The sequence below is a fragment of the Streptomyces anthophorae genome (assembly GCF_049310305.1).
In the GTDB taxonomy this organism is placed as follows: Bacteria; Actinomycetota; Actinomycetes; order Streptomycetales; family Streptomycetaceae; genus Streptomyces.
In genome coordinates, this window is record NZ_JBLWQQ010000001.1 from 9192955 (window position 1) to 9204602 (window position 11648).

General features: G+C 71.3%; 12 protein-coding genes. 6 read left to right on the forward strand and 6 right to left on the reverse strand.

Going from position 1 to position 11648, the window contains the following annotated elements; genetic code table 11:
• Positions 1-34 precede the first annotated feature (34 nt).
• Positions 35-994 carry a DMT family transporter gene (locus ACNYS0_RS41930; protein ID WP_422482044.1) on the forward strand — a complete coding sequence of 320 codons (960 nt, stop codon included), beginning with the start codon at positions 35-37 and terminating at the stop codon, positions 992-994.
• Here the strand turns inward: ACNYS0_RS41930 and ACNYS0_RS41935 are convergent.
• Together ACNYS0_RS41935 and ACNYS0_RS41940 are read right to left on the reverse strand one after the other, a co-directional pair.
• The gene (locus ACNYS0_RS41935) at positions 908-2056 is read right to left on the reverse strand and encodes a dihydrofolate reductase family protein (RefSeq protein WP_422482046.1); all 1149 of its coding nucleotides are present in this window, start codon (positions 2054-2056) and stop codon (positions 908-910) included. The genes ACNYS0_RS41930 and ACNYS0_RS41935 overlap by 87 nt on opposite strands.
• Before the next feature lie 37 nt (positions 2057-2093).
• Positions 2094-3065, reverse strand: a complete 972-nt coding sequence (locus ACNYS0_RS41940; RefSeq protein ID WP_422482048.1) for a glutathione S-transferase family protein — start codon at positions 3063-3065, stop codon at positions 2094-2096.
• A gap of 149 nt (positions 3066-3214) precedes the next feature.
• On the opposite strand from ACNYS0_RS41940, the gene ACNYS0_RS41945 reads away from it, so the two are divergent.
• The 3 genes from ACNYS0_RS41945 (at position 3215) to ACNYS0_RS41955 (ending at position 4513) form a co-directional block, all read left to right on the forward strand.
• Positions 3215-3751, forward strand: coding sequence for an SRPBCC family protein (locus ACNYS0_RS41945; protein WP_422482050.1), 537 nt, complete (start codon positions 3215-3217; stop codon positions 3749-3751).
• 74 nt (positions 3752-3825) lie between these two features.
• On the forward strand, positions 3826-4062 hold the full coding sequence (locus ACNYS0_RS41950; protein WP_422482052.1) for a hypothetical protein: 237 nt from the start codon (positions 3826-3828) through the stop codon (positions 4060-4062).
• Positions 4063-4168: 106 nt separating this feature from the next.
• The gene (locus ACNYS0_RS41955) at positions 4169-4513 is read left to right on the forward strand and encodes a VOC family protein (protein ID WP_399234406.1); all 345 of its coding nucleotides are present in this window, start codon (positions 4169-4171) and stop codon (positions 4511-4513) included.
• Positions 4514-4574: 61 nt separating this feature from the next.
• On the opposite strand, the gene ACNYS0_RS41960 is transcribed toward ACNYS0_RS41955, so the two are convergent.
• The 3 genes from ACNYS0_RS41960 to ACNYS0_RS41970 all read right to left on the reverse strand — a co-directional run bounded on the left by ACNYS0_RS41960 (position 4575) and on the right by ACNYS0_RS41970 (position 8383).
• Entirely contained in the window at positions 4575-4964 is a 390-nt protein-coding gene (locus ACNYS0_RS41960; protein ID WP_422482055.1) for a VOC family protein, read from the reverse strand.
• A gap of 128 nt (positions 4965-5092) precedes the next feature.
• The gene (gene asnB / locus ACNYS0_RS41965) at positions 5093-6934 is read right to left on the reverse strand and encodes an asparagine synthase (glutamine-hydrolyzing) (protein ID WP_422482057.1); all 1842 of its coding nucleotides are present in this window, start codon (positions 6932-6934) and stop codon (positions 5093-5095) included.
• Positions 6935-7195: 261 nt separating this feature from the next.
• Entirely contained in the window at positions 7196-8383 is a 1188-nt protein-coding gene (locus ACNYS0_RS41970; protein WP_422482059.1) for a TIGR03364 family FAD-dependent oxidoreductase, read from the reverse strand.
• A gap of 127 nt (positions 8384-8510) precedes the next feature.
• Between ACNYS0_RS41970 and ACNYS0_RS41975 the strand changes: the two genes are divergently transcribed.
• On the forward strand, positions 8511-9299 hold the full coding sequence (locus tag ACNYS0_RS41975; protein WP_422482061.1) for a GntR family transcriptional regulator: 789 nt from the start codon (positions 8511-8513) through the stop codon (positions 9297-9299).
• The gene (locus ACNYS0_RS41980) at positions 9296-9985 is read left to right on the forward strand and encodes a phosphonatase-like hydrolase (RefSeq protein WP_422482063.1); all 690 of its coding nucleotides are present in this window, start codon (positions 9296-9298) and stop codon (positions 9983-9985) included. The genes ACNYS0_RS41975 and ACNYS0_RS41980 overlap by 4 nt, the downstream gene beginning before the upstream one ends.
• Positions 9986-9994: 9 nt before the next feature.
• Here ACNYS0_RS41980 and pgm read toward each other — a convergent pair whose 3' ends face one another.
• Positions 9995-11620 carry a phosphoglucomutase (alpha-D-glucose-1,6-bisphosphate-dependent) gene (pgm, locus tag ACNYS0_RS41985; RefSeq protein WP_422482065.1) on the reverse strand — a complete coding sequence of 542 codons (1626 nt, stop codon included), beginning with the start codon at positions 11618-11620 and terminating at the stop codon, positions 9995-9997.
• Positions 11621-11648: the final 28 nt, after the last annotated feature.

Below are 11648 nucleotides of genomic sequence, written 5' to 3' on the forward strand. Positions count from 1 at the left end.
CCTGAACCCGACCACGCGAGGCGGTGGCCGTGCCATGAACGTCCTTCTGTCCATTGGATTCGTCCTGACCTGGAGCTCCGGCTTCATCGGGGCCAAACTCGGCGCCGGTGACGCGAGCGCCGTGACCACGCTCATGTGGCGGTTCCTGCCGCTCGCGCTGGTCCTGGGAGCCGTCGCGCTGGCGGCCGGCAGGGACCGGTGGCGCGGCCTCGGGGCGCGAACCGTCGGCCGGCAGGCCGTCATCGGCGCCCTCTCGCAGAGCGGCTACCTGCTCACCGTCTACTACGCCATCCAGCTCGGCGTCTCCAGCGGCACCACCGCCCTCATCGACGGCACCCAGCCGCTGGTCGCGGGAGCCCTCGCCGGACCGCTGCTGCGGCAGTACGTCACCGCCCGCCAGTGGCTCGGCCTGTGCCTCGGGCTCGCCGGTGTCGTGGTCGTCACCACGGCCGACGCGGGCGCCGTCACCGGCGTCCCGTGGTGGGCCTACGGGGTCCCCTTCCTCGGCATGCTGTCGCTGGTCGCGGCCACCTTCGTGGAGAGCCGCTCGCGTACCCGGGTCGAACCGATGGTCGCGCTGACCGTGCACTGCGCCACCAGCGCCGTCGTCTTCACCGGTCTCGCCGTCGCGCTCGGCGAGGCGGCGCCGCCCGCCGAGCCGTCCTTCTGGCTGGCGGTCGCCTGGCTCGTCGGCCTGTCGACGTTCGGCGGCTACGGCCTCTACTGGCTCGTGCTGCGGCGCCGCGGCCTCACGCAGGTCAACACGTTGATGTTCCTGATGGCCCCCGTCACCGCCGTGTGGGGAGCCCTGATGTTCGGCGAGCCCTTCGGGGCACGCACGGCGGTCGGACTCGTCCTCGGCCTCGCGGCCGTCGTGGTCGTGCGGCTCGGCACGCGTGCGTACCCGCTACGGAGCGGCCGTGACAAGGTGGCGGTTGGGCAGCATCGCCGCGTCGGCCAGCTCCGGGACCTCCACCACGGTGACGCCCGCTGAGGCGAGCAGCCCGATCCCGTCGGCGCCCGGCACGAAGGTGTCCGGCTCCCGCCACGCCGTCACCACCCGGCGCACCCCCGCGTCGACGATGAGCCGGGCGCACGGCTTGGGTCGCGAGGCGCGGCGGGCACACGGCTCCAGGCTGCTGTACACGGTGGCCGCGGCCAGGCGCGGGTCGTCGGCGGCGAGCTTGCCGAGCGCGGCCTCCTCGGCGTGCACGACCGGGTCCTCGCCCTCGCGCGAGTAGCCGCGCGCCAGTTCCGTGCCGTCGTCCGCGACGACCACGGCGCCGACGCTGAACGCGGTCGTCGACGGCGGACACTCGGCGGCCAGTTCGCAGGCGAGGCGCAGCCAGTGCCGGTCCGCGGCCGTGGCCGCCTCCGAGGTCCCGGGCACGGTCGGCGCGTACCGGGTGACGATCACGTCCCCGACCCGCTCCGTGCCGAGCACCCGCATCCGGCTGCGCGGCCCGCCGGGATAGGAGCCGGGCCCGAACAGGCGCGGCGCGCCCGGCTCGCCGACCACCAACGGGGCGATGGCGAGCCGCAGTTCGTCCGCGAGGCCCAGTTGCAGCAACTGGGTGTGCACGCGCGCGCCGCCCTCGACGAGCAGCCGCCGCACCCCGCGCGCGCCGAGGTCGTCCAGGAGCGCCGCCCAGTCGAGGTGCGTGCCGAGTTCCACCACGTCCGCCGCGCCACCCACGCGCGTGCGCGCGAGCGAAGCGCCCGACTTCGTGGTGTACACGAGCCGTTCGCCGCCCGTCGTCCAGAACGGGTCACCCGGATCCAGGTCCCCGGACGCGGTCACCGCCACCTTCAATGGGTAGGCGGGCTGCCCGTCGTCCACCCGCTTGGCGCGCCGCTGCGGGGAGTTCACCAGCAGCCGGGGACGGTCCGCGCGCAGCGTCCCCGCCCCGACGAGGATCGCGTCGCTCGCCGCCCGCACCGAGTCCACCCGCTCGAAGTCCTCCGCGCCGGACAGCAGGAGCCGCTCGGGCCCCGTGTCGTCGAGGCATCCGTCGAGCGAGACTGCGGCCGACAACAACACGTGGGGGCGGGACATGGCGACTCCGTGACCGGGCGGGACGTACGCGCAGAGCCTATCGAGGCGCCGGTGGTGTGCCGTCCCCGAAGGGGCGCCCGCCCAGCTTCTCCCGGCCGTGCGGGCTCTGCCAGCCGGAGAGGTCCGGGCCGAGTGGCACGATCCGCGTGGGGTTGATGCCGGTGTGCACCCGGTAGTAGTGCCGCTTGATGTGGTCGAAGTCGACCGTGTCCCCGAAGCCGGGCGTCTGGTACAGGTCGCGCGCGTACGCCCACAGGGCCGGGTCCTCGGCCAGCTTGTTGCGGTTGCACTTGAAGTGGCCGTGGTAGACGGCGTCGAAGCGGACCAGCGTCGTGAACAGCCGCACGTCCGCCTCCGTGATGGTGTCGCCGACGAGATACCGCTGCCCGGCGAGCCGCTCCGACACCGTGTCGAGGCGCGCGAACACGTCCCGGTAGGCCTCCTCGTAGGTGTCCTGCTCGCTCGCGAACCCGGCCCGGTACACGCCGTTGTTCACGTCCCGGTAGATGCCGTCCATCACCTCGTCGATCTCGTCGCGCAGCGGCTCCGGATACAGGTCGGGCGCGCCGTCCCGGTGCAGCGCCGTCCACTCGGTCTCCAGGTCGAGCGTCAGCTGCTGATAGTCGTTGGTGACGAGCTTCCCGGACGGCACGTCGACGATCGCCGGCACGCTGACCCCGCCCGGATACCCGGTCTCCCGCGCGTCGTAGGCCTCGCTGAGGTAGCGGATGCCGAGCACCGGGTCGCGGTCGTCCGGGTCGAGAGTGAAGCGCCAACTGCGGTCGTCCTGGATGGGATCGGCGACCGCGAGCGACAGCGCGTCCTCCAGGCCGAGGAGCCGGCGCACCACGAGGGCGCGGCTCGCCCAGGGGCAGGCCTTGCTCACGACGAGCCGGTAGCGGCCCGCCTCCACCGGCCAGCCGTCGCGGCCGTCGGCGGTGATCCGGTCGGTGAAATGGCTGCGGGACCGCTTGAATGCCTTCTTGCCGTACGAGGCGTTGCCGGGCATGTGGGGGCTCCCTCCGGGGTCGAACACGATCCGTGCGCCCCGAGCCTGCCCGAGGAACGGCCCGCGCACCACCGCGGCGGAGGCGCCTGTCAGTGGCCGATGAGAAGGTCGCAGTGTGCATTGACCGTGATGGCAAGGAAGGCGCAGGCATGACGACCACCACCGGCAGCTACCTCACCCTGGACGACGGCCGTCCCGCCGTCCGGTTCACCCGCACCTACGAGAAGCCGGTGGACCGCGTCTGGCGGTATGTCACGGACCCGGTCGACCTCGCGCACTGGTTCCCGTCCAAGTTCGAGGCCGCGGAGCTGAGCCCGGGAGCGACGATCCGCTTCTTCGACGATCCGAACCTGCCGGAGTCCGTGGGCACCGTCGTCGACGCCGAGCCCCCGCGGCACTTCTCCTTCACGTGGGGAGGCGACGAACTGCGCTACGACCTGGAGGAGCGCGGCGACGGCGGCACGCACCTGACGCTCACCAATGTGCTCCAGAGCGTGGACGCGGCGGCGCGCAACGCGGCGGGCTGGGAGGTCTGCCTGCTCGCCCTCGACGCGGCCGACCGCGGTGACCCGCCGACCGAGGACCACACGGGAGCGACGCCGCCGTGGAAGGAGCTCTACGACGCCTACACCGCGTCCGGCTTCCCGTCCGGCGCGCCCGTGCCCGGCATGGACGAGGAACGCTGAACCGCCCGCACCGCGTGTGCGGGCAGTCACACTCTGAATAGCGGGATCCCACGAACGGGCGCAAAATCGGACTCATGTCCTTTATGTCCGCGAGTGTGACGTGGCTCGGACTCGGCCTCACGGTCGGTACCGCGGGACTGGTGACCTACGGTCTTGCGGCGCTCCCGTGCGGGGCTTCGGTCCGGCAGCAGGATGCCGAGGCGGTCTGCCGCCCGGCCAGGCGGACGGCGCTCGCCCTCGGTGCGCTCGGCATCGCGGCGTTCGTCGTCGGGACGGTGTTCCTGTTTCTGGACGTGACGAACTTCGGCTGAGCGCGGTCGGGGAACGCTTCCGGAATTTCTTCCCGGAAGCTGTCACACATCCGTGGTGGCGGGTGTCGTAGCAGTGAGAGTCACGTATCGATCGAAGGAGTACCCCATGACCAGCGGTCAGCACACGATCATCGCCCCCGTCCGCGACCTCGCCGCCGCCAAGGCCGTCTACACCAAGCTGCTCGGCGTGGAGCCGTCCTCGGACGAGGCGTACTACGTGGGCTACGACGTGGCGGGACAGCATTTCGGTCTGAATCCGAACGGGCACCAGCAGGGCATGACGGGCCCCGTGGGCTACTGGACCGTCGATGACATCGCGGGGACCGTCAAGTCCCTGGTCGAGTCCGGCGCCGAGGTCGTCCAGGACGTCACCGAGGTCGGCCCCGGCCGACGGATCGCGTCCCTGAAGGACGCGGACGGCAATGTCTTCGGGGTGCTCCAGGACAGCTGACCGGCCCCGGAACGAACGGTGGGGCCGGGCCCGAAGGCCACGGCCCCACCCGATCCCGGTCCTACTGCTCACCGCCCCCGTAGGGGCGCGTGATCGCTTCCATGCCGTGGCCCGCGGGGTCCGTGAAGTACACGCCGCGGCCCCCGTCGTTGTGGTTGATCTCGCCGGGCTGCTTGCCGTGCGGGTCCGCGTAGTACGTGAGCCCCGCGGCCTTGATGCGCCCGAAAATTCCGTCGAACTCCTCCTCGGTGACGAGGAAGGCGTAGTGCTGCATGACGATGGACTCGGCGGGGATCGTCGCGAAGTCGAGGGTCACGCCGTTGCTCAGTTCGAGCGGGATGAACGGGCCCCATGCGTCCCCTGCTTCGAGTCCCAGGATGTGCGCCAGGAACTCGGCGGACTCCCGGTTGTCCCGGGCGTGAACGATGGTGTGATTGAGCTGAACTGCCATGGTGGATTGCCTCCAGAAGGCAACTCCGGCACCTCCATGCCTCACCCGGTCGGTGACCGGCACGCGATGCTGCGGCGGATCTTATACACGGTACGACGCCCGGGGCCAGCCCGTTTTCGGCTCCGTTGTCAGTCCAGAACCAGCTCCGGGTCGTACATGTCGAGCCAGAGCGCCAGGTCGAGCGTGCGCTCCAGGCCGCGCCGCGAGGCCTGCATGATCTGCGGTGTCTCGCGGTGGGCGAGGGCGCTGAGCCGGTCCCGGTCGACGATCTCGAAGACCCGGTGCGAGGGCTTCGCGAGCAGCTCCTTGGCGTGTTCCTGAAGCGCGAGCGCGTACTTCGGGTCCTGTGTCGACGGGTAGGGGCTCTTGACCCGCTCGTACACGGAGGTCGGCAGCACGTCCGCCGTCGCCTCGCGCAGCAGGGACTTCTCGCGCCCGTCGAAGGACTTCAGCGCCCAGGGTGTGTTGTAGACGTACTCGACGAGCCGGTGGTCGCAGAACGGGACGCGCACCTCAAGGCCCACCGCCATGCTCGCCCGGTCCTTGCGGTCGAGCAGGACCCGCACGAAGCGGGTCAGGTGCAGGTAGCAGATGCGGCGCATCCGGTACTCGAAGTCGCTCTCGCCCTCCAGGCGTTCGATGTCGCGCACCGCTTCGGCGTAGCTGTCGGCGGTGTACGCCTCCAGGTCCAGACGCTTGGCGAGCTCGGGCCTGATCACGTCCGAGTCGTCACCCATGTGCCGGCCCATGCTCACCAGCCACGGGAACGCCTCCGCGCCCCGGGCCTCCTCGTCGAAGAACTGGAGATAGCCGCCGAACACCTCGTCCGCCGACTCGCCGGACAGGGCGACCGTCGACTGCTCGCGGATCGCCTTGAACAGCAGGTACAGGGAGGCGTCCATGTCGCCGAAGCCCGCGGGAAGGTCGCGTGCCCGGATGACGCGGGCGCGCACCTCGGGATCGGAGAGGGCGTTCGAGTCGAGCACGATGTCCTGGTGGTCGGTGCCCGAGGCACGCGCCACGTCGTGCACGAAGGGGGTGTCGGGTGTGCCGCGCAACTCGTCGGCGACGAAGTTCTCGGCCTGGCCGAGGAAGTCGACGGCGAAGCTGCGCACCGTCTCGCCCCGACCGGCCAGCTGCTGGGCGGCGATCGCCGTCATCGCGGAGGAGTCGAGGCCGCCGGACAGGAGCGTGCAGCGGGGCACGTCCGAGACGAGCTGGCGGCGCACGATGTCGTCGAGCAGCTCGCGCACCCGGGCGACGGTCGTCTCCTGGTCGTCGGTGTGCGGCTTCGTCTCCAGCGTCCAGTACGCGCGCTGTCGCAGTCCCGCACGGTCGACGGTGACGACGGTGCCGGGCTCGACCTCGTTCATCCCGTCCCACACGGCATGCCCCGGAGTCTTCACGAGCGTGAACAACTCGCGCAGCCCGTCCAGGGTGACCCGGCGCGCGGCGAGCGGGTTGGCGAGGATCGCCTTGGGCTCGGAGCCGAACAGCACGCCGTCCGGGGTCTCGTAGAAGTAGAAGGGCTTGATGCCCATCCGGTCGCGGATCATGACGAGCTTGTCGGTACGGCCGTCCCAGACGGCGAACGCGTACATGCCGTTGAGGCGCTCGGGCAGGTCCTCGCCCCACTCCAGGTAGCCGTGCAGCACCACCTCGGTGTCGGAGTCCGTGCGGAACTCGTGGCCCAGAGTCTCCAGTTCGGCGCGCAGCTCGGTGTAGTTGTACGTCTCGCCCGAGTACACCAGGGCGACGTTCCCGTCCGCGGTCTCCACGGTCATGGGCTGCCGACCGCCCGGCAGGTCGATGATGGCGAGCCTGCGGTGACCGAGGGCCGCGGGGCCCTCGATCCAGGTGCCGCGGTCGTCGGGACCGCGGCACTCCATGGTCTGAGTCATCGCATTCACTGTCTCGGCCGAGGCCCGCAGGTCACGGTCGAAGGAAACCCAGCCGGTGATGCCACACATAACGCTTCCTCCTGCTCGCCGTACGGCCGTGGCCAACCGGGACAACAAGTTGTACACGGCATCTATGTGTCGAGCGTGTGTCATGGCGGCGGGGTCGGTCAATGTGCCCGTAACACGCAGAGGGCGCCCGACCGAGCGGTTTCAGCCGCCGGTCGTGGCGCCAATCGGAATGATCCCCTTCGCAAATCCCTTGTGGCGGGGGCCTCCCGGAAGAAGTTGCCTTGGGCGACCAGAGCGATCCGGCCACGGGCAAAGAATTGATCAATCCTGCGCGGGGCCCGACGCCGTCTCAGCAAGTGACCCGTCGAAGGTCGCCGCCGCGAGCCCGAACGACAGCGTCATGCCGATCCCCGAGGTCACCGAGAGCGCCCGGACGCCCGGCGCCACCTCGCGTACGAGCAGGGGGCCGCGGGGGCTGCTGGCGTACACGCCCTGCCAGCGCTCCGTGACCCGCACCGAGGCAACGCCCAGGACGCGCGAGGCCTCGCGCAGCAGCAGTTCCGTCGTGCCCTCGTCCTGGAACGGGATCTCCGTCGCGTCGTACGCGTGCGAGTCGCCGACCAGGACCGTTCCGTCGGGCAGCCGCGTGAACATCACGTTGGCGACCACGTCCAGCAGCTCGGGACTGTGGCCGATGACTTCGGTGCGCAGCCGGTCGGCCGAGGGCATCGCCGTGAAGCCGTCGTAGCGCAGCATCGACGTCGCGGTCAGGACCGCCGAGTCCGTGTGGAAGGCGTCGGGCGCGGCCACCCGGGCCATCGACAGGCGGCAGCGTTCGATGCCGTGGGCCTCGGCCTGCTCCGGATACAGCCGGTCCAGGTCGTGGCCGACGCAGAGCAGGACCCGGTCCCCGTGCACCGGACCGCGGCTGGTGTGCACCGTGCCGGACTCCACGCCGACCACGTTCGTGCCCCAGGCGATCGTCACGCCGGGCTGCTCGGCGAGCCACTGCGCGAGCCGCGGTGCCGCCTCGCGCGGGTCGACCCGGAGGTCGGCGGGGAGCAGCGCGCCGCCGACCAGGTCGTCGCGGCCCTCGGCGGAGCGGCCCAGTTCCTCGCCCACCTCGTCGCGCGTACGCAGTCGCACCGCGTCCGCGCCGCGCTCTTCGCGCAGCTCCTCCAGGACCGCCAGCTCGGTCGCCGACCGGGCCACCACGAGAGCGCCCGCCTCCGGCGCCCAGAGCCCGGCCGACTTTGCGGCGTCCAGCCAGCCGGTGCGCGAACGCAGCGCCAGGTCGAGGAGTTCGCCGCGCTGCGCCGTGACGCAGCAGTGACCGAAGTTGCGCACGGACGCGCCCACCGGCCGCCGGTCCCGCTCGACCACCGTGACGCTGAGCCCGCGGCGCACCGCCTCGAAGGCGTGGGCGAGGCCGACGATGCCGGCGCCGACCACGACGAGATCGCTGCGGCCGGAGGGGAGGGCGGTGGATGGCGCTGATGCGTTGTTCATGACACCAACCCTGCGGACCGCCCGCCGCTGCCCGCAAGGGTTGTCTATACAAGTTTTCTCGTTGTTTACCAGCTGTGCGCCGAGATTGACCTTGCCCGGCTCGTCCTCGGGCTGAGAAACTCAAGTTGTGAAGACAAGTGGTGAGGAGGGGCCGCTGCACCAGCGGCTCGGCGCGGAGTTCCGGCGGCGCATCGAGGCGGGGGAGTGGCCCGAAGGGGCGCCCGTGCCCAGCGAGGCGCAACTGTGCGAGGAGTTCGGGACCTCGCGCGGCCCCGTGCGGCAGGCGCTCGCGCAGTTGCGGGCCGACGGCCATCTGGTCGGCGGCCGCGGCAAGCCGCCCGTCGCCCGCAGGGTCACCCCCTCCCAGCCGTTCGCCTCGCTGATGTCGTTCACGCAGTGGGCCGAGTCCATCGGGCGGACCCCGGGGCAGCACACCGTGGAGGTGGCCCGGCGCCGCGCGAGCCCCGAGGCCGCCGCGCGCCTGGGTCTCGACGAGGGCGCGCCGGGCGTCGACCTCGTCCGGCTGCGCCACCTCGACGGGGTGCCCGCGATGGTCGAGCGGTCCACGTTCGCCCTCGACGTGGGCCTCCACCTGTTCACGGTCGACCCGGACAAGGGCTCCGTATACGACGCCCTGACCTCCTGCGGCGTCGACCTGCACCGAGCGTGGCACACCATCGACGCCGTCGCGGCCGACCCCCAGGACGCCGAGCTCCTCGGCGTCGAGCCCGGCCGGCCCCTGCTCCGCGTACGGAGGTTGGCGTACACCGGCGACGGCAGGCCCGTCGAGTACGCGGACGACCGCTATCTGCCGTCCATGGCCACGTTCACCATCGAGAACACCATGGACGGCCGTACCGTCGCCGCTCGCGGCGGCACCGCAGACACCCGCACCGCACGTAAGGAACAGCAGTGATCGAACTCGCCGTCTTCGACATGGCAGGCACCACCATCGACGAGCACGGGGCCGTGTACGACGCGCTGCGGCACGCCGTCGAGACCACCGGAGTCCGCGTCGACCCGGTCGACCTTCAGACCTGGATGGGCACCGACAAGCGCGAGGCCATCGCCGCGCTCGTCCGCATCGGCGGCGGCACCCCCGACGCGGACCTGGTCGAGAAGCAGTACGAGACGTTCCGCGCCCACCTGCGAGACAGCTACGCGAAGCGGCCGCCGGAGCCGATCGCCCACGCCGACAAGGCGCTGGCGGAGCTGCGCGCCCGGGGGATCAAGGTCGCCCTCACCACCGGTTTCAGCGCGGACGTGGCGCTGCCGCTGCTGGAATCCCTCGGCTGGTCCACAGAGGAGGGCGGCAACCTCGACGCGGTCGTCACCTCCGACGAGGTGCCGCGCGGCCGCCCCGCCCCGTACATGATCCAGCGCGCCATGGAGAAGACCGGGACCGTCGACGTACGGAAGGTGCTCGTCGCCGGCGACACGGTCGTGGACCTGGAGGCCGGGTTCAACGCGGGCGCGGCGGTCGTGGTCGGCGTGCTCACGGGGCAGCTCACCCGTGAGCAGCTCGAAGCCCACCCGCACAGCTACGTGCTGGACGGCGTCGCCGACCTCCCGGGAATCGCGGAGACCCGGGAGACCGACTGAGGGCGTACGTCAGCTCAGCGCCGCGTCCACGATCGCCTGCGCCTCGCTCTGCACCTGGGCGAGGTGCTCGGCGCCGTGGAAGGACTCGGCGTAGATCTTGTAGACGTCCTCCGTGCCGCTGGGCCGGGCCGCGAACCACGCGTTCTCGGTGGTGACCTTGAGGCCGCCGATGGCCGCGCCGTTGCCCGGCGCCTCGGAAAGGCGGGCCGTGATCGGCTCGCCCGCGAGGGTGTCGGCGGTGATCGCGTCGCCGGTCAGCTTCGCGAGCCGCGCCTTCTGCTCCTTCGTCGCCTTGGCGTCGATGCGCGCGTACGCGGCGCCCGACGCGCCGTGCTCGGCGGCCAGTTCGGCGTAATACGCGGAGGGCGTCTTCCCGGTGACCGCGGTGATCTCGGCGGCCAGCAGCGCGAGCAGGATGCCGTCCTTGTCGGTGGTCCACACGCTGCCGTCCTTGCGGACGAAGCTCGCCCCGGCGCTCTCCTCGCCGCCGAACGCCACCGAGCCGTCGACCAGACCCGGCACGAACCACTTGAACCCGACCGGGACCTCGACGAGTTCGCGGCCGAGCGAGGCGGCGATCCGGTCGATGACGGCGGACGACACGAGCGTCTTGCCGATGGCCGCGGACGCCGACCACTGGGGCCGGTGGCTGAACAGGTAGTGGATCGCGACGGCCAGATAGTGGTTCGGGTTCATCAGGCCCGCGTCCTGGGTGACGATGCCGTGCCGGTCGGCGTCCGCGTCGTTGCCGGTCAGCAGGTCGAAGTCGTGGCGCCGGGCGAGCACGGAGGCCATCGCGGGCGCCGACGACGGGTCCATCCGGATCTTGCCGTCCCAGTCGAGCGTCATGAAACGCCACGTCGGGTCGGTCTCCGGATTCACCACGGTCAGGTCGAGCCCGTACTTCTCGGCGATCCGCGCCCAGTAGTGCACGCTCGCACCGCCCAGGGGATCGGCGCCGACCCGCACACCGGAGGCGCGGATGGCGTCGATGTCGATGATGTCCTCGAGGTCCTCGACGTAGCGCTCACGGAAGTCGTACGGCTCCCAGGCCGCGTCGGCGACCGTGCGCGGCGTCCACGTCGGGTCCTCGAGCAGCTCGTTGGCGCGATCGGCGATCCACGAGGTGGCCCGGGAGTCGGCGGGGCCGCCGTGCGGAGGGTTGTACTTGAAGCCGCCGTCGCGGGGCGGGTTGTGACTCGGCGTGATCACGATGCCGTCGGCGCGCTCGGTCGACGCGTCCCGGTTCCAGCGCAGGATCGCGTGGCTGAGCGCGGGTGTCGGGACGAAGTCCTCGTGCGCGTCGGCCAGCACCCGCACGCCGTGCGCCGCGAGGACGCCGAGGGCGGTCTTCAGGGCGGGGAGCGACAGGGCGTGCGTGTCCGGACCGATGAAGAGAGGGCCCGTGATGCCCTCCGCGGTGCGGTGCTCGACGATCGCCTGGGTGATCGCCGCGATGTGCTTCTCGTTGAAGGCCCCGTCGAGGCTGGAGCCGCGATGGCCGCTCGTGCCGAAGACGACGCGCTGCTCGGGGCGCGTGACGTCGGGCTCGCGCGCGTAGTACGCCTCGATCAGCTCGTCGACGTCGATGAGATCGCCCGGCAGGGCGGGGGTTCCTGAGCGCTCAGCAGTCATGGAAGCAGTCTCCCACCTGCGCCTATGA